At 72.5% G+C, this 26,433-nt stretch carries 8 protein-coding genes and 1 pseudogene; 6 read left to right on the top strand and 3 right to left on the bottom strand.

Going from position 1 to position 26,433, the window contains the following annotated elements; genetic code table 11:
• Positions 1 to 277 precede the first annotated feature (277 nt).
• A complete protein-coding gene (locus AC067J_RS36465; RefSeq protein WP_478306711.1) occupies positions 278 to 1,078 on the bottom strand; it encodes a thioesterase II family protein in 801 nt (266 codons plus the stop codon).
• A 1,061-nt stretch (positions 1,079 to 2,139) separates the two neighbouring features.
• Here AC067J_RS36465 and AC067J_RS36470 point away from each other — a divergent pair.
• Complete coding sequence (locus AC067J_RS36470) at positions 2,140 to 2,733, top strand: LmbU family transcriptional regulator (protein WP_478306713.1); 594 nt, start codon at positions 2,140 to 2,142, stop codon at positions 2,731 to 2,733.
• Between the two features lie 256 nt (positions 2,734 to 2,989).
• Here AC067J_RS36470 and rfbA read toward each other — a convergent pair whose 3' ends face one another.
• Positions 2,990 to 3,898, bottom strand: a complete 909-nt coding sequence (rfbA, locus tag AC067J_RS36475; RefSeq protein ID WP_478306714.1) for a glucose-1-phosphate thymidylyltransferase RfbA — start codon at positions 3,896 to 3,898, stop codon at positions 2,990 to 2,992.
• 320 nt (positions 3,899 to 4,218) lie between these two features.
• Here rfbA and AC067J_RS36480 point away from each other — a divergent pair, with 320 nt between their 5' ends.
• On the top strand, positions 4,219 to 5,523 hold the full coding sequence (locus AC067J_RS36480) for an activator-dependent family glycosyltransferase (protein ID WP_478306716.1): 1,305 nt from the start codon (positions 4,219 to 4,221) through the stop codon (positions 5,521 to 5,523).
• Positions 5,524 to 5,711: 188 nt separating this feature from the next.
• Here AC067J_RS36480 and AC067J_RS36485 read toward each other — a convergent pair whose 3' ends face one another.
• Complete coding sequence (locus tag AC067J_RS36485; RefSeq protein WP_478306717.1) at positions 5,712 to 6,458, bottom strand: AfsR/SARP family transcriptional regulator; 747 nt, start codon at positions 6,456 to 6,458, stop codon at positions 5,712 to 5,714.
• A 794-nt stretch (positions 6,459 to 7,252) separates the two neighbouring features.
• Between AC067J_RS36485 and AC067J_RS36490 the strand changes: the two are divergent.
• The 4 genes and pseudogenes from AC067J_RS36490 to AC067J_RS36505 form a co-directional block, all read left to right on the top strand.
• Positions 7,253 to 23,557 (top strand): annotated as a pseudogene (locus AC067J_RS36490) (amino acid adenylation domain-containing protein); the annotation flags it as partial.
• Between the two features lie 12 nt (positions 23,558 to 23,569).
• Positions 23,570 to 23,782, top strand: a complete 213-nt coding sequence (locus AC067J_RS36495) for an MbtH family protein (RefSeq protein ID WP_478306719.1) — start codon at positions 23,570 to 23,572, stop codon at positions 23,780 to 23,782.
• A 67-nt stretch (positions 23,783 to 23,849) separates the two neighbouring features.
• Positions 23,850 to 25,061 carry a cytochrome P450 gene (locus AC067J_RS36500; protein ID WP_478306721.1) on the top strand — a complete coding sequence of 404 codons (1,212 nt, stop codon included), beginning with the start codon at positions 23,850 to 23,852 and terminating at the stop codon, positions 25,059 to 25,061.
• A gap of 57 nt (positions 25,062 to 25,118) precedes the next feature.
• Positions 25,119 to 26,414 (top strand): activator-dependent family glycosyltransferase, encoded by a 1,296-nt coding sequence (locus tag AC067J_RS36505; RefSeq protein WP_478306723.1) that lies wholly within the window; start codon positions 25,119 to 25,121, stop codon positions 26,412 to 26,414.
• Positions 26,415 to 26,433: the final 19 nt, after the last annotated feature.

Genomic DNA, 26,433 nt, shown 5'->3' on the forward strand with positions numbered 1-26,433 from the left:
GTGTCAACCATCGAGATATATCTTGATTGGGCGGACCCGTCCGGGCGCCGCCCGGAGGCCGGCGCGCCCCCCGGCGCGCGCGCCGGAGGGTGTTTCGGCGGGCGTGTCGGCGGGGCTGCCCGCAGGGGTCCGTGGGCGGGTGGTGGCACGAAGGGGCGGGCGGTGGCGGTAGGCTGACGGTGCGTCAGATAGGTTCTCCGGTGGCGGGTGGCGGGTGGCGGGTGGCGGGTGGCGGGTGGCGGGTGGCGGAGCCGGTGCGGGGCGGTGCCTCGCCCGCTCAGGCGCGGGGGTGCCGCGCCGGGCGCCGCTCGGCGAAGGCGGAGAGGTCCCGCAGGATGCTCCGGGCCACCTCCCGCACCTGGCCCTCGATGTAGAAGTGGCCGCCCTCGAAGACCTGGGCGGTGAACTGCGCCGTCGTGTGCTCGGCCCAGCGCAGGAAGCCCTCGCGCGGCACGTGCGGATCCTGGTCGCCCACGTAGCCGCTGACGGGGCACGCGACGCGGCCGCCCTCCGGGTGGCGGTACGTCTCCAGCGCGGTGAAGTCGCCGCGCAGGGCGGGGACGAGGGTGGCCAGGAGCTCCTTGTTCGCCAGCACGGCCGGCGGCGTGCCGGCGATCTCCGACATCCATGCCGCGAGCGCCCGGTCGTCCATCCGGTGGACGCCCTGGTCCCGCTCGACCGACGGCGCCGTGTTGCCCGAGACGATGAGTCCGGCCGGGCCGGGGCCCGGTCCCCGCTCCAGTCGCCGTGCGACCTCGTAGGCCACGAGGGAGCCCATGCTGTGCCCGAACAGCGTCAACGGGCGGCCCGTCCAGGGCTCCAGGGCCGCGAGGGCTCCGTCCGCGAGCTCTCCCAGATCCGTCAGGGCGGGCTCCTCCAGGCGGTCCTGGCGTCCGGGGTACTGCACGATCAGCACCTCGGCTCCCGCGCAAAGGGCGGCCGACAGGGCGAAGTACGCCGATGCGGCGCCCCCGGCGTGCGGGAAGCAGACGAGGGCGGGGGCGTCATGCCCGGGGGTGTGGTAGCGGCGTATCCAACCGCCGCGGTCGGCGGCGCCTGGGCCGGGTGCGTTCGTCACTGCGCGCTCCTTGTCCGGTCGATGGATCCGGGCCACTGCGCCGTTCTCGGCGTCACGCGACCGGGTCGCTCGTGATCCTCCGGCGCCACGGGGCCGGCTGCGGCGCGTCGGTCACGGGAACGAGCCGGTCGGCCCGCGGCCTGCGGACGGCGACGTGTTCGGCGACGTGTTCGGCGCCCGGCGCTCGCGCAGGGGGCTCGGGAGGCCCGTGGGGGCTCTCGTGGGCCCGGTACGTGCTCGCGAGGCAGCTTACGCAGGATCAGCGAGGGTGAACATGCGCTCACAGGTGTCCGGTTCGCGCCGCCCGACCTCGCCGCCGGAGCCGGTCCGGAGCCGGTCCGGAACCGGTGCGGAACCGGTGCGGGGCCGGTGCGGGGCCCGATTCGGGGACGGTGCGGGGCCGCGCGGGGCTCTCCGGGGTCCGGCGCCGCGGCCCGCGTGCCGTCCGCGGTCCGCCCGGTCGGACATGACGCTGTCCTGTCGACTGGACAGCCGTGGGGTTTCCGGGAGTTGCGGCCCGAGCGGCTTGCGCGCGCCGACCTGGAATCCCGGCGGACATTCCACGGTTCCCCCTGCGGCGACGGTCCGCGGTCGGCTCGCCGCCGACGGCCCGCCACCGACGACGGGCGGGGTGCGGGGCGCAGCGTCCCCTACCGGTCGACCACCACGATCCTCAACCCCTGCGCCGCCCCGGCCGTCGAAGTCGGGGTGTGGTTCCTCCACGGCCCTTCGATGCCAGGGCCGGGGCCGGGACGGGGTGGTACGGGTCATGCGGGTGGGGCTCGTGTGGTGCCCGCCGGGGCCGCCCGATCATGCCCGAACGCCTCGCTGACGATGTCAGTCGAACCCTTGCCCGTACACAACTCATGGGATCTACTTGTCCAGTGCCATAAAGGCGTTGAGCCAGGCTGGAGCACTTGTGGGCCGTTTGTTCCGGCGCGGCACGGGATTCATCCGCCTCGCACGTGGCCTGCACAGCGTTCGATAGGGGGAAGAACATGGCTATACCGCGATCCGATGCAAGAACCACTTTACGTCGCCCGAATGATGTCGTGACAGTCGTGGGGCAGCAGCGGGGGCCCGTCGAAAGTCCGCATCGCAGCCAGGTCCTGACGACGAACGTCGGTCTTCAGATCCCTGCCGGATTGACCTTCGAGAACTGGGAGAACGCCGGAAGAAGACTTTCGGGAATCATCAACTCCTCCTCCTGGTGGCTCGGCGACTGGCTGATTTACGGAAAGGACCACTACAGCGACCGTTACGAGCGGGGAATTCGCGCGGTCGGCCTCCAGTATCAGACGCTGCGTAACTACGCCTGGGTTTCCCGGCATTTCGCCATCGACCGGCGACGGGCCTCGCTGAGCTTCCAGCACCACGCCGAGGTGGCCTCGCTGTCGACGGCGGAGCAGGAGCACTGGCTCGACCAGTGCGAGGCGCACGAGTGGAGCACCAAGCAGCTGCGCAAGGCCGTGCGTCTCGCGCAGGAGAGCGAGATCGCCGGCGAGGACCAGGACACCGAGCCGACCCAGCGCCTCGCCGTTCCGGTCGGCCACATGCGGCGGTGGCACAGTGCCGCGTCGCACGCGGGGATCGATCTGGAGCAGTGGGTGCTCGTCACGCTCGACAGCGCGGCCGCGGAGATCCTCGCGGAGTAGACGCCGCACCGCATTCGGCACGGGGCCTGCAGTCATCGACGATGCCCGCACGGGCGGACCGACAGGAGGCCCCGTGACCGCTGCCCGTCCTCCCGGCCCGTCCTCCCGGCCCGCGCTCCCGCGCGGCCCGCCGACGTCCGAGCGCTTCCCGCCGCTCCCGGAGGTCGCGGTGGTCGCGGCACCGGGCGATGGCGTCGGCCGGCCCGGAGTCCGCGCGCGGAGCCGGTGGACCCGGCGGCGCCGGTGACCGGAGGGCTCACGGCGCCTCCGAGGGAAGCGGGGGCAGCAGGCCCGCGCTGCACAGGCGGGCCCGTTCCATGACGTACTCGCCGTAGGGCGAGTTGCCCATGCTCGCCCCCAGCGCCCGGCACTCGTCCGGGTCGATGTACCCCATGTGCATGGCGATCTCCTCGATGCAGCCCAGCCGGGTGCCCTGCCGGCGCTGCGTGTCCCGCACGAACGTGCCCGCCTCCAGCAGGGACTCGTGGGTGCCGGTGTCCAGCCACGTGACGCCCCTGCCCAGCCACACCAGCTCGGCGGTGCCCATCTCCAGGTAGACGCGCAGCAGGTCCGTGATCTCCAGCTCGCCCCGGGGGGACGGCTCCAGGTCCCTGGCGATGTCCGTGACCTGGGCGTCGAAGAAGTAGATCCCCGGGACGGCGAGGTTCGAGCGCGGCTTGTGGGGCTTCTCCTCGATGGAGACGAGTTCGCCCCGCGCGTCGATCTCGGCGACGCCGAACCGCTCCGGGTCGGCCACCTCGTGGCCGAACAGCACGCAGCCGCTCATCTTGAGCGCGGTGCGCCGCAGCAGGGTGGGCAGGTTGGCGCCGTGGAAGAGGTTGTCCCCGAGGATCAGCGCGCACCGCTCGCCGCGGATGTGGTCCTCGCCCACGAGGAAGGCGTCGGCGATGCCGCGCGGCTTGTCCTGCGTGGCGTAGTCGATGGACAGCCCCAGCTGCCGGCCGTCGCCCAGGAGGGCCCGGAACGCGGGGAGGTCGGTCGGACGCGTGACGACGAGGATGTCCCGGATGCCCGCCAGCATGAGCACGGAGAGCGGGTAGTAGATCATCGGCTTGTCGTAGACCGGAGCGAGCTGTTTGGACCCCGCGAACGTGAGGGGTTGCAGACGGGTGCCGTTGCCGCCGGCGAGAATGATGCCTTTCATCCGCTCCGTGCCTCCTCGTGATCGGTGTCCCCGCATCGTCGGGGGCCCGTCCAAAGCCGGTCTCATGCGCGCCTTGGGGGAGTCGGCCCCGTGGGGAGCGCGGCGGGCACCGGCACCGGGGCGCCTCGGGGGAGTCGGCCCCGAGCGCGGCGGGCACCGGCACCGGGGCAGCGGGGCACCGGGGCCCGCGCGGGAGCCTCGGGTGTGCCGCGCGGGCCCCGGTCCGGGGGCGTCAAGAGAGGGCCAAGACCGGCCCAAGGCGCCCGGGCGAGGGTCTCCCGTGTCCGGTGGGTACGGAGTTCCTGAAAGGGCTGATCGGCTTGAGAATCCTGTTCACCTGTATTCCATGGCGATCCCACTTCCAGGCTCTCGTGCCGCTGGCCTGGGCCCTGCAGTCGGCGGGGCACGAGGTCCGCGTCGCGAGCGGCCCGGAGCTGACCGCCGCCGTCACCGCCTCCGGCCTGCCGGCGGTACCCGTCGGTTCCGACGAGCCGGTCGTGGAGAAGCTCGACGCGCTTCTGGTCCCGGAGGTGATGGCGAAGGTCCAGGAACTCGCGGAGCGGGGCGACCTTCTGACCGACCTGTCGGAGAACCGCGAGGAGGAGCTCACCTGGGAGCGCCTGCGGTGGGGCTACCAGATGACGCAGCGCACCCAGGCGGCCATGAACGACGCGATGGTCGAGGACCTGGTGGACTACTGCCGCTGGTGGCAGCCGGACCTGGTGCTCTGGGACTGGCTCAGCCACGCGGGCGCGATCGCGGCCACCGCCCTCGGCGTGCCGCACGGGCGCATGCTGACCGAACTCGACGTGGTGGGCCGGATGCGGCGGCACTTCCTGCGGGTGCGTCAGGAACAGGCGCCCGAGGCCCGCGAGGACCCGCTGGCGGACTGGCTGGGCCAGTGGGCGCAGAAGTTCGGCGCCCGGTTCTCCGAGGAGATGGTGACCGGGCAGTTCGCGATCGAGCAGATGGTCGGCTCGATGCGGCTGGAGTCGCCGTCTCCGCACCTGCCGCTGCGCTACGTCCCCTACAACGGGCCGTCGGTCGTGCCGCACTGGGCCCGGCAGGACCCGGCGAAGCGGCGCGTGCTGCTCACCTTCGGACTCAGCCTGGAGCAGGCGGCGAGGCACCAGGCCGTCTCCCTGGAGCAGATGCAGGCAATGCTGGACGCGCTGGCCGACCTGGACATCGAGCTGGTGGTGACCCTGCCCGAGCAGTTCCAGCGGGAGCTGGAGCGGGTTCCCGAGAACACCAGGCTGGTGGAGTTCGTTCCGCTGCACGCCGTCGTCCCGTCGTGTTCGGCCGTCATCCACCACGGCGGTGTGCCCGGCTTCCTGGAGGCGATCGCGCACGGGGTGCCGCAGCTGGTGATCGGCAGTGTCATTCCCGACATCGGGGAGCGCGGCCCGCGACTGGAGCGCTCCGGGGCCGGCCTGTGGATCCGGGGCGACGCTCCGGGCGACCTGGACGGGCGGCGGGTGCGCGAGCAGCTGGTGCGGCTGCTGGAGGAGCCGTCGTTCGCCCGGGCCGCCGGGCGGCTCGGCGGGGAACTGGCGGCGCAGCCCTCGCCCGCCGACGTCGTCCGGGACCTGGAGCGGATCGTGGACCGCGCCGGCTCGCGCTGAGGGGCGCCCCGTCGACGACGGCCTCCGCCCGGCCGCGGCGCGGACGCCCGCCGGGCGCACCGGCCGCGCACCGGGACCCTCCCGCCCGCGGCCGGCCGGGTACGGGGCCCCTCGGCCGGCAGGCGGCGTCCGGGGCCGGCAGGCGGCGTCCGGGGCCGGCACGGGCCTGCCTCGGCCGGCACGGCCGGTCAGCGGCCGTTGTCCATCAGGATCGAACGCTGGATGTCCTTGAGCGCCGGGCCGGGTTCGACGCCCAGCTGTTCCCGCAGGGTCCGGCAGGCCTGGTGGTAGGCGAGCAGGGCGTCGCCCCGGCAGTCGCTTCGGTGGAGCGCCACCATGAGCTGCCGGTGGAACACCTCGCGCAGGGGGTGCTCGGTACTGAGGAGGTAGAGGTCGCTGACGAGCTCGCGGTGGTGCCCGAGGGCCATGTGCGCCTCCATCTGCCCCTCCCGGCACTCCAGCTGGATCTCGTCGAACCAGGCCTGGAAGCCCTGCAGGATCGGGCCGCGTGCCGCCGTGGGCAGCGGCCCGCGGCACAGGGCGAGCGCGTCCTCGAAGCTGCGGGCCGCGTCCTCGTGCTCGCCCTTCCTGAGCCGGACCCGGCCTTCCTTCACCAGGCGGGTGAAGTCGTGGAGGTCGAGTTCGTCCGGACCCGGCGTCAGCATGTATCCGGAGGAATTGGTGACGACGGGGCTTTCCGCCGCCCCGGGACGGCGGAGCAGCTTTCGGACCTGGGAGACGTACACGTACAGGCTCCCGATGGCGCTGCGCGGTGGTTCGTCGCCCCATATCTCGGTGATGAGCTGGTCGACGCTGACGACCTGACCGGAGCGGATGGCGAGCGTCGCCAGCAGAATCTCGACCTTCTGCGCCCCTACGGCGTTGACGGTATTTCCGTTAGCGACACGGACCGGTCCTAGGATCTCAAGCCGCATGCTGTGGACTCCTATTTCTTGAAACGGTGAAAGGAGTATAAAGATCGGCGGGGGGCGGTGCGGCGGAGGAATGCGCTGGGGATGTGCCTGAACATACCTCACATCCCCGTGCGGTGAGTCAACCGAAACCGGTGCTCCGGTGCTCCGGTGTCCTGTTGGCGGGACACCTCCGCCGCCCGGCGACCGGCCCGGTCACGGTTGACACGATATTGGGTCGACGTGGTTGCCTAATGCGTGTTCCATTGGCTCGCAATCGGGCTCGGTGGAAGCGGGGCGAGGGGATGCCGGCCGTCCGGGAGTCCGAATTGCGTGCGAGCGGGTGAGTGCCGGCCCGTTTCCCGCCGAAGCGGCCGCCGAAGCGGCCGCGGAGGGGGCCGCGGTCGTGCCCGTGCCGTGCGCGGGTCCTGTCCGGCCCGGCCGCCGGCGGCCGGGCCGGGCGGCCCCGGTGCGCCGCTGCCTGCCGCTTTCGGCGGGGCCCCGAACCGGGCGCCGCCCGACCACCCGGGCCCGCTCGACCACCCGGGCCCGCTCGACCACCCGGGCCCGCCCGGCGGCCGGTTCGGGGCCGGGGACGTCGCACCGCCACCGGCGCCCGGCAGCGGCCGCGGACGGGCCGCCGAACGGAGCGCCGAACGGACCGCCGAACGGACCCGCGGACGGGCCGCCGAACGGACCGCCGAACGGGCCGCCCGGGATCCGGGCGGCCACCGAAGATGTTTGCATGCGAAACCAGCGATGAATCGATCACGCCCGTGGACCGGATAAATCAGGAGTGCCGAGTGATGATCCCCTTGTCTTTCGCACAGCGACGCCTGTGGTTCATCGACAGGATCGAGGGGCCGTCGGCGATATACACCGTGCCGTTCCTCATCCGGCTCACGGGACAGGTCCACACCACGGCGCTCACCGCCGCGGTGCGCGACGTGGTGGCCCGCCACGAGAGTCTGCGGACCCTGATCGTGGAGAGCGCCGAAGGCGTCCCCGCCCAGCAGGTGGTGCCGGCCGGCGAGGTGCGGCTGGACATCGGGCTGGTCGACGTCGCCCCGCAGGAGTTGGACGAAGCGGTGCGGAAGGCCTCCGCGGTCGCGATCACCCCGTTCGAGGAGATCCCGGTCCGCGCCGTCCTCTTGCGCACCGGCGCCGAGGAACACCACCTCCTGCTGCTCGTCCACCACATGGCCTGCGACGGCGAGTCCGTCGCCCCGCTCGTGCGGGACCTGAGCGCCGCCTACACCGCACGCATCGAGGACCGCGCCCCGAACTGGCCCGAACTGGCGGTCCAGTACACCGACTACACGCTCTGGCAGCGCGATCTGCTCGGTGACGAGAACGACCCGGACAGCCTCCTCGCCACCCAACTCGACTACTGGCGCGGCGCGCTGGCGGGTCTGCCGCAGTCGACGCCGCTGCCCGCGGACCGGCCGCGCGGGCCGCGGCCGAGCCGCCGCGGCGATGTCGTCGAAGGCGCCGTCGACGAGGAACTGCTGGCCAGGGCGCGGGCGGCGGCCAAGCGCACCGGCGCGTCGGTGCCGATGGTGTTCCAGACCGCCCTCGCCGTCCTGCTGCACCAGCTGGGCGCGGGCGAGGACATCGCGCTCGGTTCCACCGTCGCCGGCCGCCAGGACCCGGACCTGGCCGACCTGGTGGGCTTCTTCGCCAACACCTGGGTCCTGCGCACGGACCTGTCGGGCCGCCCGACCTTCGACCAGCTCCTCGCCCAGGTGCGGCACAAGGCGCTTGCGGCCTACGACAACCAGGACGCGCCGTTCGAACGCGTGGTGGAGGCCCTCAACCCGGAGCGCTCCAGCGCCTACCACCCGCTGTTCCAGGTGATGTTCACCTGGTCGACCGGCGCCCGCCTGGACTTCGCCCTGCCGGGCGGCGTGCGGGCGCGCATCACCCCGCTGTGGACGTCGACGGCCAAGTTCGACCTGGAGTTCAGCTTCTTCGACGAGCCCGACACCCCGGGCCTGTCGATCCACCTCGAATACGCGACCGACCACTTCGACCGCGCCACCGCGCAGGGCTTCGTGGCCCGCCTGGTGCGCCTGCTCGGCGACCTGCTCGACGCGCCGTCGCGCGCCGTCGCGCTGACGGACGTGCTGACGGACGGCGAACGGGAGCGGGCGCTGCGCGCCACCCCGGCCGCGGCCGCCGACACCCACGCGCCGACCTGCGCCGCACTGATCGAGCGTCAGGTGGCGCGGACCCCGCACGCGACGGCCGTCGTCGACGGCGGGCAGGAGCTGAGCTTCGCCGAACTCGACGCGCGGGCCGGGCGGCTGGCACGGGAGCTGACCGCCCGCGGCATCGGACCGGAGCGCCTGGTGGGCCTGGCCCTGCCGCGCTCGGCCGCCCTGATCGTGGGCATCCTCGCGATCTGGAAGGCCGGAGCCGCCTACCTGCCGATCGACCCCCGGTACCCCGGCGCACGGCTGGGCCACATCCTGTCCGACGCGGGCCCGGACCTGGTACTGACCGACACCGCCGGCGCGAAGGCGCTCCCCGCGGCGGACATCCCCCGCCTGTGCGTCGACGAGGTGGACTTCGACACGGCCGGCCCGGCGGCGCAACCGGCCACCACGGCCACCGCCGCGCACGCCGCCTACGTGATGTACACCTCCGGGTCGACCGGCACCCCGAAGGGCGTGGTGATCACCCACCGGGACGTCGTCAACGGCGTGCTGCGGCTCGCCGACATCGTCGGCATCGGCGCGGGCACGCGCGTCCTCGCCGGCACCTCGGTCAACTTCGACGTGTCCGTCTTCGAGATCGTGACCACCCTGGCGAAGGGCGGCGTCCTCGAAGTGGTCCGCGACGTCCTCGTCATCGGCGAGCGGGGCGGCTGGTCCGGCGGCGTCATCAGCACGGTCCCCTCGGTCCTCTCCGAACTCCTCGACCAGACGGCAGGAACGATCCGCGCCGACACGGTGGTCTTCGCCGGCGAAGCCCTCCCCGCCTCGCTGGTCAAGCGCGTCCAGGACGCGATCCCGGGCGTGCGGGTGATCAACGCCTACGGCCAGACGGAGTCGTTCTACGCCACCGCCTTCACCGCCGACGCGACGTGGACGGCCACGGCGGCCACCGCACCCGTCGGCGTCCCGCTGGCCGGCATGGGCGCCTACGTCCTCGGCCCCGGCCTCCAACTGCTCGCCCCCGGCGTCGTCGGCGAGCTGTACGTGACGGGGAACCTGGCACGCGGGTACCTCGGCCGGGCCGGGCTGACCGCCGAACGGTTCGTGTCCGACCCCTTCGGCCCGGCCGGTGCGCGCATGTACCGCACCGGCGACCTCGCCCGCCGCGGGGCCGACGGCCGACTGGAGTGCGTCGGCCGCGACGACGCGCAGGTCAAGGTACGCGGCTTCCGCATCGAACCGGGCGAGGTGGAGTCCGCGCTGACCGCCCACCCCGCCGTGGCACAGGCCCTGGTGACCACCCACCGACACGAAGGCCGCGACCACCTGGTCGGCTACGTCGTGCCGACGGCCGCGAGGGAGCCGGCGCACGCGCAGGTGGCGAGCCTGGCAGACCTCGACATCGACCTCACCGCCACCGTCTCACCGCGCGACCTGCGCACGTTCGTGTCCGCCAGGCTCCCCGAGTTCATGGTCCCCTCGGTGTTCGTCATGCTGGAGCGGCTGCCGCTGGCCCCCAACGGCAAACTGGACCGCAGGGCACTGCCGGAACCGGAGTTCACCGGCTCCGCCTACCGCGCCCCCGGCACACCGGGCGAAGAGGTCCTCGCCCGGGTCTACGCCGACGTGGTCGGCCTGGACCGGGTCGGCGTGGACGACGACTTCTTCGCGCTCGGCGGCGACAGCATCCGCTCCATCCAGGTCGTCGCGCGGGCCAGGGCCCAGGGCGTCGAGGTCACCCCCCGGCAGATCTTCGAGCGCCGCACCGTGGCCGAACTCGCCCGCGTCGCCACCAGCGGGGCCCGCACCGAGCCGCAACTGGCGGAACTGCCCGGCGGCGGCGTCGGCTTCGTGCCCCTGCCGCCCGTCGGCCACTACCTGGACGAACTGGGCGCTAACGCCGACCGGTTCACCATGGCGATGACGGTGGACCTTCCGACCGGCATCGACCGCGACGCCCTGGAACGCACACTGTCCGCGGCCTTCGAGCGCCACGACATCCTGCGCTCCAGGCGGGCCCCCGCCCCGGCGGCGGGACTGCAGGTGGCCGCCCCCGGAACCACCGACGTGCACCCCCTGGTCCACCGGGTCCCGAGCGACGGCACCTGGGACGACACCTGGCGCCGGCGCGCGGAGCGCGAACTCGACGCCGCGGCAGACCGACTGGACACCGCGAACGGCGTGATGGCGCAGTTCGTGTGGTTCGACGCGGGCACCGCGACCCCGGGACGCCTCGGCATCCTGCTCCACCACCTCGTGGTCGACGGCGTGTCCTGGCGCATCCTGCTGCCCGACCTCGCCGCCGCCTGGCGCCGGATCCGCGACGGCCACCCCCCGCAGCTGCCCGCGACCGCCACCTCCTTCCGCCGCTGGACGCACGCGCTCACCGAGGCCGCCACCGCACAGCGGACGGCGGAACTCGCCCTGTGGCGCCGGATCGTCTCCGGACCCGACCCCGACCTCGGCACCAGGCCGTTCGACCCGGCCGCCGACACCGTCGCCACCCTGGAACGAGTCCGCCTCGACCTGCCCGTCGACACCACCCGCGCCCTGCTGACCACCCTGCCCGCCGCCTACCGCGCCGGCGTCAACGACGGCCTGCTGACCGCACTGGCCCTCGCCGTCACCCTCTGGCGCCGCCGCCGCGGCATCGACGAACCCACCACCCTGATCCGCCTGGAAGGCCACGGACGCGAGGAGGACGTCGTCCCCGGCGCCGACCTCTCCCGCACCATGGGCTGGTTCACCAGCATGTACCCCGTCCGCCTCGACATGTCCGCCATCGACCCCCACCAGGCACTCACGGGCACAGCGGCGACGGGCGCCGCCGTCAAGGCCGTCAAGGAGCAACTCCTCGCCGTCCCCGACAAGGGCATCGGCTACGGCATGCTGCGCTACCTGAACCCCGACACCGGGGCGGTCCTGGCACGCCACGGAACCGGACAGATCGTCTTCAACTACCTCGGCCGCTACACGGCCTCGGCCAACATGCCCCAGGACCTGCACGGCCTGGGCTTCACCCAGGTCGAGGACACCGTCACCCTCACACCCCCGCTCGACGGGAACATGCCCGCCCTCGCCACCCTGTCCGTCACCGCCCACGTCGTCGACACCGAGCAGGGCCCGCGACTGGAAGCCGACCTGGACTACCCGTCCGGGCTGCTCGACCGGGCCGACGTCCGCGAACTCGCCGACCTGTGGCTCACCGCCCTGACGGGCGTGGCCCGCCACACCGCGCAACCGGACGCCGGCGGCCTCACCCCCTCGGACGTCCCCCTGGTCCGGACGGGCCAGGACCAGCTCGACCGCTGGCACCGGCAGTACCCGGGCATGACCGACGTCTGGCCCGTCACCGCGATGCAGGACGGGCTGCTCTTCCACGCGGAACTGGCCGGCGCGGCCGTCGACGTCTACCGGATGCAGTTCGCCTTCCACCTGACCGGCGCCGTCGAACCGCGCAGGATGCGGGCGGCCGCACAGGCCCTCCTCGACCGCCACCCCAACCTGCGGACCGCGTTCGTCACCGACGACGCGGGCGACCGGCTCCAGATCGTCCAGGACGGCGTCGAACCGCCCTGGCAGGAACTCGACCTGACCCTCCTGCCGGAACCACGACGCGATCAGGAACGCAAGCGCTTCCTCACCGCCGACCACGCCACCCCCTTCGACCCGGCCCGGGCACCCCTGCTGCGCCTGTCCCTCCTCAAACTCGCAACCGACCGCTTCGACCTGGTCCTCACCGCCCACCACGTCCTCTTCGACGGCTGGTCGGTCCCCCTCCTGATGCTGGACCTGCTGCGCCTGTACCGCGCGAACGGCGACGCCGCCGCACTGGACCGGGCACCCGCCTACCGCGACTTCCTGACCTGGCTCTCCCACCAGGACCCCGCGGCGACGACCCGCGCCTGGCAGCGGGAACTGGAAGGCATCGACGAGCCCACCCTGCTCGTCCCCGACGCCCCCGCCCGGGAAGGCGAACCCGCCGGAGTCGGCCAACTGGACGTGCCGCTCACCCCCGAGCAGTCCGACCGCCTCTCGCGCCGCGCCGGCGAGCTGGGCCTGACCCTCAACACCCTGGTCCAAGGGGCGTGGGGCATGCTCCTGTCCGGCCTGACCGGACAGCGCACCGTCACCTTCGGCGCCACCGTCTCGGGACGCCCCCCACAGGTCGACGGCGTCTCCGAGATGGTCGGCACGTTCATCAACACCCTCGCGGTCCGCCTGGACTGCGCCCCCGGCGACCGCCTGCGCACCATCCTCACCGCACTCCAGGAACGCCAGAGCGCCCTCCTGGACCACCACCACGTCGGCCTCCTGGAGACGCACCGCCTCACCGGCCTGCGCGCACTCTTCGACACCCTCGTCGTCTACGAGTCCTACCCCATCGACAGCGCGGCACTGGACGACGCCTACACGGCCGCCGGAATCCGCGTGAGCGCACTGAGCCCGCTCAGCGGCACCCACTACCCGCTGGTGGTGATGGCGTCCGCCGAACCGAGCCTGGCCCTCTCCCTCCAGTACCAGCACCACCTCGTCACCCCGGAGCGGGCCGCCGCCGTCGCCCGCCGCCTGGGACGCGTCCTCGCCCACCTGGCCGACGACCCGGAACAGCCGTTCAGCGCCCTGGACCTGCTGGAGCCCGCCGAGCGCGACCGCGTCCTCCTCGACGTCAACCGCACGGCCGCCGAAACCCCCGACGCGACCATCGCCGACCTGTTCGAGCGACAGGCCGCCAAGACACCCGACCGGCCCGCGGTCACCTGCGGCGACGTCACACTCACCTACGCGCAGCTGAACGCCCGCGCCGACCGCCTCGCGAACGCGCTGACCGCACGCGGCGTCGCACCCGAGAGCGTCGTCGGCCTCGCGATGCCCCGCACGGCCGACCTCGTCACCGCCCTGCTCGGCATCTGGAAGGCCGGCGGCGCCCACCTGCCCATCGACCCGCAGAACCCCGGCTCCCGCGTCGACCACATGCTCGCCGCCGCCCGACCCCACCTCCTGCTCACCCACCGCGCCACCGCCGAGGGGCTGCCCGACACCGACGTCCCGACCCTGCTCCTCGACGACGTCGACCTCACCACCGGCCCGGCCACCCGGCGGCCCACCGGAACACGACCCCACAACGCCGCCTACGTCATGTTCACCTCCGGCTCCACGGGCCTGCCCAAAGCCGTGGTCGTCAGCCACGCCAACGTCGTCAACGGCGTCACCCGCCTCGCCGAGCGGGTCGGCATCGACGCCGACACCCACATGCTCGCGGCCGCCTCCGTCAACTTCGACGTGTCCGTCTTCGAAACCGTCACCACCCTGGTCAACGGCGGCCGCGTCGAAATCGCCGCCGACGCCCTCGTACTCGCCGAACGCCGCACCGTCACCGCGAACGTCATCAGCACCGTGCCGTCGGTCCTCGCCGCCCTGGGCGGCCGCATACCCGCCCTCCCGGACCGCGCCACCCTGGTCTTCGCCGGCGAGAAACTCCCCACCGGGCTGGTCGACCACATCCGCCGGGAACGCCCCGGCACACGCATCGTCAACGCCTACGGACAGACCGAGTCGTTCTACGCCACCACGTACACCGTCCCGACCCGACAACCCCGCCCCGACACCGCCGGCATCCCGATCGGAACCCCGATCGGCAACCTGCGCACCTACGTCCTCGGACCCGGCCTCGCACCCGTCCCACCCGGCGTGACGGGCGAACTCTACGTCGCCGGCGACATCGCACGCGGCTACGCCGCCCGCCCCGCCCTGACCGCCGAACGCTTCGTCGCCGACCTCCACGGCCCCGCCGGCGCCCGCATGTACCGCACCGGAGACCTCGCCCGCTGGACGGCCGACGGCCAACTCGAATACGTCGGCCGCGACGACAACCAGGTCAAGATCCGCGGCGTGCGCGTCGAACCCGCCGAGATCGAGAACGCCCTGGCCACCCACCCGCACGTCGCCCAGGCCGTCGTCATCGCCCGCGGCACAGCCGACGAAGGGGACCACCACCTCGTCGCCTACGTCGTGCCCACCACCCCGACCGACGGCACGGACCTCGCCGCCACCCTGCGCGGCCACCTGCGCGAGCGACTGCCCGCCCACCTGCTGCCCGCCGCCGTCGTCACCCTCGACTCCGTCCCCCTGACCGTCAACGGCAAACTCGACCGGCAGGCCCTGCCCGCACCGCACTTCACCACCACCACCGCGGGCGGCACCCCCCGCACACCCCGCGAAGAACTCCTGTGCGAGCTGTTCGCCGAAGTCCTCCACCTCGACCGGGTCGGCGTCGACGACGACTTCTTCGCCCTCGGCGGCCACTCCATCACCGCCATCAAACTCGTCAACCGCATCCGGTCCGCACTGCGCACCGAAGTGGAACTGCGCACCCTCTTCGCCGCCCCCACCGTGGCCCAACTCGCCCCGCACCTGGACCGGGCCGCAACCGCCCGCGCACCACTGGCCCCTCCCGCGGAACTGCCCGAACACCTCCCGCTGTCCTTCTCCCAGCAACGGCTGTGGTTCCTCCACAAGTTCGAGGGCCGCGCGGCGACCTACAACATGCCGATCGTCCTGCGACTCACCGGGGACCTGAACGTGCGGGCCCTGGAAGAGACCGTCAACGACCTCGTCACCAGGCACGAGATCCTGCGCACCGTCTACCGCGAGATCGACGGACGACCCCACCAGCACGTCCTCGGCCCCCAGGAAGCCCGCATCGCCCTGCCCGCACGCCCGGTCCCCGACGCCCGGCACCTGACCCGCGCCGTCGCCGCGACCGCCCGCCACCCCTTCGACATCGCCGCCGAGATCCCGCTCAAGGCCGCCCTGTTCACCACCGGCCCCCAACAGTTCACCCTGGTCCTCGTCATCCACCACATCGCGGCCGACGGATGGTCCGCGACACCCCTCGCCAAGGACCTCGCCACCGCCTACGCGGCCCGCACCCGGGGCGAGGCCCCCCGCTGGGCCCCCCTGCCCCTGCAGTACGCCCACTACGCCCTGTGGCAGCGCGAACTCCTCGGCGGCGACGACGACCCCGACAGCCTGTTCAGCCGCCAGTACCGCTACTGGGCCGGACAACTGGCGGCACTACCCGAGACCGTCACCCTCCCCACCGACCGACCCCGCCCCGCCGAACTCGACCGCAGCGGCGACCTCCTCGAACACACCCTCGACGCCACCCTCCACGAAGGCATCGTCAAGCTCGCCCGGGCCACCGCCACCACCCCCTTCATGGTCCTCCAGGCGACCATGGCCGCCCTGTTCACCCGACTCGGCGCAGGCACCGACATCGCACTCGGCAGCGGCATCGCCGGCCGGATCGACCAGAACCTCAACGACCTGATCGGCCTCTTCGTCAACGTCCAGGTCATGCGCATCGACACCTCCGGCGACCCCACCTTCACCGAACTGCTCGACCGCACACGCCGCACCAGCCTGGCCGCCTACACCCACCAGGACATCCCCTTCGAAGCCCTCGTGGAGAAGCTCAACCCGCAACGCTCCGCCTCCGTCAACCCCCTCTTCCAGGTCGCCCTGATCCTGCAGAACACCGAGGACACCGACTTCGAACTGCCCGGCGTGCGGGTCACCAGCGAAGGCGTCGGCACCGGAACCTCCCGCTACGACGCCACACTCAGCCTCACCGAGAAGTTCCGCGACCGCACCGCACCCGACGGCATCCACATCGCCGTCGAGTACTCCACCGAACTCTTCGACGCCTCGACGATCGAAACCGTCATCACCCGCTGGGAACGCCTGCTCACCGCCGCCGTCCAGGACCCCGCCCAACACATCGCCGCAGCCGGCGAACCCACCACCCGCGAACCCGGCACCCCGCCCACCACCGAACAGCACACCGACCCGCAACTGCCCGCCGCCACCTTCCCCGACCTGTTCCGGCGACAACTGCTGCGCACCCCCCACGCACCGGCCGTGGAGCACGGCGGCCGCACCCACACCTACCGGGAACTCGACGAACAGGCGAACCGCATCGCCCACTGGCTGATCGCCCGGGGCACCGGCCCCGAACAGGCCGTCGCCGTCGCCCTGCCACGCGGCGCCGACCAGGTCGCCGCCTTCCTGGGCATCCTCAAGACCGGCGCGGCCTACCTGCCCCTCGACCCCGACTACCCGGCCGACCGCATCCGGTTCATGCTCGACGCCGCCGCCCCCACCCTCCTGCTGACCACGACGGACATCGCACCCGGGCTGCCGGCACACCCGGACACCGACCTGGTGAGCGTCGACACCCCCGAGGTGACCCACGCCTGGAAGCACGGCCCCGCCACCGACCCCGACCTCGCCCCGGCCCCCGAACACCCCGCCTACCTCATCTTCACCTCCGGCTCCACCGGACGGCCCAAGGGCGTCGTCGTCACCCACACCGGCCTCGCGGCCCTCAGCCGCACCACACGCCAACGCCTCGCACTGGACCCCCACTCCCGCGTCCTCCAGGTCGCCGCACCCAGCTTCGACGCCGCCCTGTGGGAATACGTGCAGACCCTCACCACCGGCGCCACCCTCGTCGTCCCGCGCGAACAACGCCTCGTCGGCCAGGACCTCGCCCGCAACCTCGCCGCACTCGACATCACCCACGTCATGCTGCCGCCCAGCGTCCTCGCCGCACTCCCACCCGACGCACCCGCCACCCTCACCGCCCTGCGCACCGTCACCGTCGGCGGCGAGGCCTGCCCGCCGGCCCTGGCCGCCACCTGGTCACCCGGACGCCGCTTCGTCAACGCCTACGGCCCCGCCGAGACCACCGTCTGCGGCACCGTCAGCACCCCACTGGGCACCGGCCGCACCCCCATCGGCACCGCGATCCACGGAAACCGGCTGCACGTCCTCGACGACCGACTCACCCCCGTCGAACCAGGCACCCCCGGCGAGCTCTACATCACCGGACCCAGCCTCGCCCGCGGCTACCTGGGCCGCCCCGACCTCACCGCCGAACGCTTCGTCACCGACCCCTTCGGCCCCGCCGGAACCCGCATGTACCGCACCGGCGACATCGTGCGCCAAGGCCCCGACGGGCAACTCGACTACCTCGGCCGCAGCGACGACCAGATCAAGATCAACGGCCTGCGCATCGAACCCGGCGAGATCACCGCAGCCATGGAACAGCACCCCCACGTCCGACAGGCCGCCGTCACCGCCCACCGCGGCAAGGACGGCCGCCAACGCCTCATCGGATACGCGCTGCCCACCCCCGCCCCCGACCACCACCTCGACACCGACGACCTGCGCGCCTTCCTCTCCGGGAAACTGCCGGAATTCATGGTGCCCGCCGTCATCCTGCCCCTCGACACCCTCCCGCTGACGGCCAACGGAAAACTCGACAAAGCCGCCCTGCCCGCCCCACCCACCACCGAGGCCACCAGCTACCGGCCCCCCCGCACCGAAGCACAGACGAAGCTCGCCACGATCTTCGCCGAGATCCTCGGCCACGACCGCGTCGGCATCGACGACGACTTCTTCGCGGGCGGCGGCGACAGCATCCGCTCCATCCAGGTCGTCTCCCGAGCCCGCGAACAAGGCGTGGCGATCACACCACGCCTGATGTTCAAACACCGCACCGTCGCCGCCCTCGCCGAAGCCGCCACCGCCGCACAACCCCCCACCGACCGCCGCGAACCCGCCGGAAACGGACTCGGCTGGATGCCCCTGCTCCCCGTCATGCACCGGATCCACGAACACGTCGGACACCACGACGGATTCACGATGTCCACGACACTCGAACTACCCACGGGCATCGACGAGACCGCACTGATCACCACCCTCACCGCGGTCGTCGACCACCACGACATGCTCCGCTCCCGCCTGCGCGACCACGCCGGCGAACCCGGCCTGGACGCCGCCGCACCCGGCACCGTCGACGTCGCCCCCCTCATCCGCCGCAAACCCTGCACCGGCGACTGGAACGACCCCGCCTGGCGCCGGGAGACGAAAACCGAAATCGCCACCGCCGCCCGCGAACTCGACGCCCGAACCGGCCACACAGCCCGCTTCGTCTGGTGCGACGCAGGCCCGCACACCGCCGGACGACTCGTCGTCATCCTCCACCACCTGGTCACCGACGGCGTCTCCTGGCACATCCTGCTCTCCGACCTCGCCCAGGCCTGGGACGCCGTACGACAAGGCCGCCCGCCCCACCTGCCCGCCGTCCCCACCACCATGCGCAGCTGGTCCCACGCCCTGACACAGGCCGCCACGACACCCGAACGCACCGCCGAACTCGACCACTGGCGCACCGTACTGGACCGACCCGAACCACCACTGGGCACCCGCGCGCTCGACCCCGCCGTCGACACGCGCGCCACCATGGACACCGTACGGACCACACTCGACCACCGCACCACCGAAACACTCCTCACCACACTGCCCGCCGCCTTCCACAGCGGCGTCGACGACGCCCTCCTCACCGCCCTCGCCCTCGCCCTCGCCGCCTGGCACAGGCAACGCGGCACCGACGAACGCACCGCACTGATCCGCCTCGAAGGACACGGCCGCGAGGAGAGCGCGGCCCCCGGCACCGACCTCACCCGCACGATCGGCTGGTTCACCACCATCTACCCCGTGCGCCTCGACCTCGCCGGCATCGACCTCGACGACGCCCTCGCCGGCGGCCGCACCGCCGGATACGCCGTCAAAGCCGTCAAGGAACAACTGCGCGCCACCCCCGACAAGGGCATCGGCTACGGCCTGCTGCGCCACCTCAACCCCCGGACCGCCGAGATCCTCAAGACCTACGACGACGGACAGGTCGCCTTCAACTACCTCGGCCGCCTCGGCCGGCCCACCACCACACGCGACGACGACACCGCCTGGACGATGTCCGCCGACACCGACGACCTCGCACCCCAACCCGACGCACCCGCCCTGACCGCGGTGGACATCACCGCCTTCGCCACCGAAACCGCCGACGGCCCCCAACTGACCGCCGACTTCGCCTTCCCCACCGGACTGCTCACCCGCGAAGAGGTACGACAACTCGCCGACCTGTGGCACACCGCCCTGCAAGGCCTCGCCCGACACGCCACCACCCCCGCAGCCGGCGGCCTGACACCCTCCGACGTCCCACTGGTCCGCGTACGCCAACGCGACCTGGAACTCTGGGAGGAGCGCTACCCCGCCGTCACCGACGTCTGGCCACTGACCTCCCTCCAGTCCGGCCTGCTCTTCCAGAGCCGACTCGACGGCGCCGAATTCGACGCCTACCAGGTACAACTGGTCTTCCACCTCACCGGCCAGGTGGACCCCGAACGCATGAAAGCAGCCGGCCAGGCCCTCCTCGACCGCTACGACAGCCTGCGCACCGCCTTCGTGGCCACCGCCGCCGGCGAACCCGTCCAAGTACTCCTCGACCGCGTCGAACTCCCCTGGCAGGCCCTCGACTGGAGCACCCTGCCCGAACCGGAACAACAGGAAGCACTGCGCGACCTGCGCGAGAAGGACCGCACCACCCCCTTCGACCCGACCACCCCACCCCTGCTGCGCCTGACCCTCGTCCGGCGGTCGGCCGAGCACCACGAACTCGTGATGACCGTCCACCACATCGTCTACGACGGCTGGTCCTCACCACTCGTCCTGCAGAGCCTGCTGCACCTGTACACCACCTCCGGGGACGCCGCACGCCTGAACCGGGTCCGCCCCTACCGCGACTACCTCGACTGGCTGTCGCAGCAGGACGCGGACGGCGCCGCACAGGCCTGGCGGACCGAACTCGACGGACTGGACGAGCCGACACTGGTGGCCCCCCGCAGCCGCCGGCAGGAGGACGGCGGCCACCGCAGGACACCCGTCGACCTGGACCGCGACACCGCGCGCCGCCTGTCACGACGCGCCGCCGAACTCGGCATCACCCTCAACACCCTGGTGCAGGGCGCCTGGGCACTGCTCATCGCGAACCACACGGGCCGCCAGGACGTCGTGTTCGGCGCCACCGTCTCGGGCCGCCCGCCGCAGGTGGCGGGCATGGACGAGATGGTGGGCCTGTTCATCAACACCCTCCCGGTCCGGGTCCGCACGACGGCCGCCCGCAGCGCGGCCGACCTGCTGCTCGACCTCCAGGAGCGCCAGGCCGCCCTGATGGACCACCACTTCCTCGGCCTCGCCGAGATCCACCGGGCCGTCGCCCTGCCCGTGCTCTTCGACTCCGTGGTGGTCTTCGAGTCCTACCCGGCCGGCGGGGACGACCTCGACGAGACACTCGACGCGGCCGGCATCGCGATCACCGGAATGGACTGGGAAGCCGCGGTGCACTACCCGCTCGCCCTGTTCGCCACCGCCGACCCGGACCTCCAACTGATGCTGGGCCACCGCGACCACGCCTTCGACACCGAGACCGTCCAGCGCCTCGCCCACCGCCTCACCCGGATCCTCCACGACATCGCCGCCGACCCCGCCACCCCCCTGAGCGGGATCGACCCCATGACACCGGCCGAACGCGAACTCGTCCTGACCGGCTTCAACGACACCGCCTCCCAGGCCCCCCGCACCACCGTGACCGCACTGTTCGAGCAACGGGCCGCCCACCGCCCCGACGCCGCCGCCGTCCTGGACGGCGACACCACCCTCACCTACCGGCAACTCGACGAACAGGCCGACCGCCTCGCACGGGTACTCGCCGCCAACGGCGTCCGCCCGGAGTCACCGGTCGCCCTCGCCCTCCCACGCTCACCGCAGTACGTCGTCGCCGTCCTGGCCATCGCGAAAGCAGGCGGCGTGTACCTGCCCCTCGACCCGGCCTACCCGGCCGAGCGGATCGCCTTCATGCTCGACGACGCGAAACCCGCCCTCCTGCTGACCGACACACACACCTCCGCCGAACTGCCCGACAGCGACTGCCCGCACCTGGTCGTCGACGACCCCGAAACCGCCCGGCAGATCGCGACGACCCCGGCCCGGCCGCTCGGCACACGCCCGCCCGCACACCCGGACCAGCTCTGCTACGTCGTCTACACCTCCGGCTCCACCGGCCGACCCAAGGCCGTGGGCATCTCCCACCGCTCACTGGCACTCCTGTCGGCGGACCGGGGCTACGACGAGAGCCGCCTGGAACGCGTGCTCATGCACCACACCCAGGCCTTCGACACCTTCACCTACGAACTGTGGGCCGCCCTCCTGCGCGGCGGCGCCGTCGTCCTCCTCCCGCCCGGCCGCCTGGACCCGGCCGCACTCACCCGCATGATCACCGAACAAGGGGTCACCGGACTCGTCATGCCGGCCGGCCAGTTCATGGCCTTCGCCGACGAGGCACCGCAGGCCTTCCACGGCGCCCGCGAAGTGTGGACGGTCGGCGACGTGGTCACCCCCGCCGCCCTGGAACGGGTCCTGCGCGCCTGCCCCGACCTGACCGTCGTCAACGGCTACGGCCCCACCGAGACCACCGCCGCCACCACCATGCACGTCATCACCGCCACCGACGACCCCGGCGAAGCCGTCCCGATCGGACGCCCCATGGACAACACCCGCCTGTACGTCCTGGACACGGCGCTGCGCCCGGCACCGGTGGGCGTCGTCGGGGACCTGTACGTCGCCGGCGAACGCCTCGCCCGCGGATACCTGGACCGCCACGGCCTCACCGCGGAGCGCTTCGTGGCCTGCCCCTTCGGCGAGCCGGGCGAGCGGATGTACCGCACCGGCGACCTGGCGGCCTGGACACCGCAGGGCCGTCTCCTGTTCCGCGGCCGCGTCGACAACCAGGTCAAGGTCCGCGGCTTCCGGATCGAACTCGGCGAGGTGGAGGCGGTGCTCGCCGGCCACCCGCAGGTCGCGCAGGCCGTCGTGATCACCCGGGACCAGCCGGGCATCGGCCGCCACCTCGTCGCCTACGTCACGCCGGCCGAAGGCGAGCGGCCCGACCCGGACGCCCTGCGCTCCTTCACCGGCCAGCGGCTGCCGGAGCACATGGTGCCCTCCGCGGTCCTGGTCCTGGAGAGCCTGCCGCTGGCCGTGACCGGGAAGGTCGACCGCAGGCTGCTGCCCGCGCCCGAGTTCCTCAGCCACACCGCCTACCGGGCTCCCCGCAACGCCCAGGAGGAGCTGCTGGCAGCCGTGTTCGCGCAGGTCCTCGGCGTGGAGCGGGTCGGCGTCGACGACGACTTCTTCGCCCTCGGCGGCCACTCGCTCCTCGCCACCAGGCTGATCAGCCGGATCCGCACGGTGCTGGGCGCGGAGGTCCCGATCCGCACGGTGTTCCAGGCACCGACCGTCGCCGAACTGGTCGAGCACCTGACCGGGGGCCTGCGGCACCCCGGCGACGGCGGCCCCTTCGACACCCTGCTGCCGCTGCGGACCGGCGGGAGCGGAACACCCCTGTGGCTCTTCCACGCGGGATTCGGCCTGTGCTGGTCCTACCTCGGGCTGGCCACCCGGGTGGGGGACCGCCCGGTGTACGGCATCCAGGCGCGCGGCTTCGACGGCGCGCCGCTGCCGGCCGACTTCGCGGCCGTGGTCACCGACTACACGCAGCAGGTCCTCGCCGTACAGCCGCGCGGCCCCTTCCAGCTGGCCGGGCACTCGCTGGGCGGCTCCCTGGCCCACGCCGTCGGTGCCGAACTCCAGCGGCGCGGCCACGAGGTGTCCCTGGTGGCGCTCCTCGACGCCGTTCCGAGCGGCGGGTTCGCCCACCTGGCGGAGGCCCACCTCACCCGCTCGGAGGCGCGCGACTTCCTGGACGACTACCTGCCGGGCGGCGCCGACGACGACGACCGCCGCACCATCGTCGAGAACGGCGCCACGGTCATCGTCGAGCACTCCCGGATGGTCGCGGAGTACACCCAGCCCACCTACCGCGGCACCGTGCTGTTCTTCAACGCGACGCAGAGCCCCGAGGCACGGCCCGAGCCCTGGGAGCCGTACGTCGACGGCGAACTGCACACCTTCGACATCGACGCCACGCACTTCGGCCTGACCGAGCCCGAGCCCGCGGCCGAGATCTGCACCATCGTCAACCGCTACCTGCGTGACTGAGGAGGAGACCGCGTGACCACGAACCCCTTCGACGACGAGAACGGCACGTTCTACGTCCTGGTGAACGACGAGGACCAGCACTCCCTGTGGCCGTCCTTCGCGAACGTCCCCGACGGCTGGCGGATCGCCTTCGGCCCGGAGGACCGGCCGAAGTGCCTCGCCCACGTCGAGGAGAACTGGACCGACCTGCGGCCCAGGAGCCTGCGCCAGGCCATGGGCGACTAGCACCCCGCCGCACGGCACCCCCGCCCGCACGGGCGCCCGTACAGAACGAGAAACAGGAGCGATGGAGATGACACAGCTCGCCGACCGCTGGGGAGTGAACCCCGCGTTCTTCTGGATGTGGGGCCGGCGACCGGAGCGGCCCGTCACGGTGGACGAGAGCGGGGTGGTCCACGTCTACGGCCACGCCGAGATCCTGGAGGTCTACGGCGACCCGAAGGTGTACTCCTCCAGGGTGGAGGCCCTGCTGTTCGGGGCGCCCGACGGCGAGACCCTCAGCGAGGGCGCGCTGAGCGCGGCCGACCCGCCCAAGCACACCATGCTCCGCAAGATCGTCAGCCGTGCGTTCACCCCGAAGCTGGTGGCCGATCTCAAGCCGCGGATCGCCGAGGTCACCGGCCGGCTCCTCGACGAGGCGGAGGGCAAGGGGAGCCTGGAACTGGTCGGGGACCTGGCGTACCCGATGCCGGTGATGGTGATAGCCGACATGCTCGGCGTGCCGCGCAGCGACCGCGACCTCTTCAAGCAGTGGGTGGACACCATCCTCACCGCCGCGGGCGAGGTGAACGTGGAGGACGCGGTCAAGGACGGCGCGGCCACCCAGCGCGACGACGAGGACATCGCGGCCGCCATGGGGCAGGTGCCCGAACTGATGGAGTACCTGCGCGCGCACGCGGCCGAACGGCGCGTCAAGCCGCGCGAGGACCTGCTCACCAAGCTGGTCGAGGCGGAGGTCGACGGCGAGCGCCTGACCGACAACCAGGTGGTGAACTTCTCCCGGGAGCTCCTCGTCGCAGGACACCTCACCACCAGCGCGACGATCGCCAACATGCTGCTGTGCCTGGACGCCCACCCGGAGCAGTTCGCCCGGGTGCGGGCGAACCCGGACCTCCTCCCGGGGGCCACCGAGGAGACCCTGCGCTTCCTCGGCCCGCTCGCGGCCTCCGTGCGCGCGACGGCCGAGGACACCGAGCTGGCCGGCGTCAAGATCCCGAAGAAGAGCCTCGTCCGGATCTGGCTCGGCGCCGGCAGCCGCGACGAGCGGGTCTTCGAGCGGCCCGACGAGTTCGATCCCGGCCGCGACCCCAACCCGCACCTGGGATTCGGCCGCGGCATCCACTTCTGCATCGGCGCGCCGCTCGCCCGCCTCGAAAGCAGCCTCTGCCTGCGGATCCTCCTGGACCGCTACCCCGGCCTGCGGGCGGACCCGGACCGGCGGCCGGAGTTCCTGGGCCTGGACGACCTGCTGGCCGTGTCGAAGCTCGACATGCTCACCGACTAGGCCGTTGCCCCCGCACCCCGAACCACGGAGGAGTTCGCTCCGAAGGAGGAGAACGCCATGCGCGTCCTGTTCGTAGTCTTTCCCTGGCGCACCCACCTGCAGCACATGGTGCCCCTGGCCTGGGCGCTGCAGTCGGCGGGGCACGAGGTCCGCGTCGCGAGCGGCCCGGAGCTGACGGACGCCGTCACCGCCTCCGGCCTGCCGGCGGTGCCCGTCGGTCCCGACGAGCCCGTTCTCGGGAGGGTCGCACGCGAGCAGGGGGAACTGTTCCACAAGCTCGTCGAAACCCACGGCGAGGACAACGACATCCTCGTCGACGTGTGCGAGGACCGCGAGGAGGTCCTCACCTGGGAGCGCCTGAAGTGGGGGAGCCGGTTCCTGGCCGCCACCTCGCGGGCCTCCAACGACGCGATGGTCGAGGAACTGGTGGAGTACTGCCGCTGGTGGCAGCCGGACCTGGTGCTCTGGGACTGGCTCAGCCACGCGGGCGCGATCGCGGCCACCGCCCTCGGCGTGCCGCACGGGCGCCTGCGCACCGAGCTGGCCGTCGAGGACCGGGCCCGCCGCACCTTCCTGCGGGTGCGTCAGGAACAGCCGCCCGAGGACCGCGAGGACCCGCTGGCGCACTGGCTGGGCCAGTGGGCGCAGAAGTTCGGCACCGAGTTCTCCGAGGAGATGACGACCGGCCGGTTCACGATCGAGCAGATGATCGGCTCGATGCGGCTGGAGTCACCGGCCCCGCACCTGCCGCTGCGCTACGTCCCCTACAACGGGCCGTCGGTCGTCCCGCACTGGGCCCGGCACGACCCCGCCAAGCGGCGCGTGCTCGCCACCTTCGGACTCAGCCTGGCCATGGACCCGGCGACGGCCGCGTCCTCCCTGGAACAGATGCAGGGAATGCTGGACGCGCTGGCCGACCTGGACATCGAGCTGGTGGTGACCCTGCCCGAGCAGTTCCAGCGGGAGCTGCAACGGGTCCCCGACAACACCAGGCTGGTGGAGTTCGTCCCGCTGCACGCCGTCGTCCCGTCGTGCTCGGCCGTCATCCACCACGGCGGCGTGCCCGGCTTCCTGGAGGCGATCGCCCACGGCGTGCCGCAGCTGGTGATCGGCCGCGCCATGACGGACATCGGCGAGCGCGGCCCGCGACTGGAACGCTCCGGGGCCGGCCTGTGGATCCGGGGCGACGCTCCGGGCGACCTGGACGGGCGGCGGGTGCGCGAGCAACTGCTGCGGCTGCTGGAGGAGCCGTCGTTCGCCCGGGCCGCCGGGCGGCTCGGCGAGGAACTGGCGGCGCAGCCCTCGCCCGCCGACGTCGTCCGGGACCTGGAACGGATCGTCGACCGCGGGTAGCGCCCCGCCAGGTCCCTCC

This window comes from Kitasatospora sp. NPDC042419 (assembly GCF_056437345.1).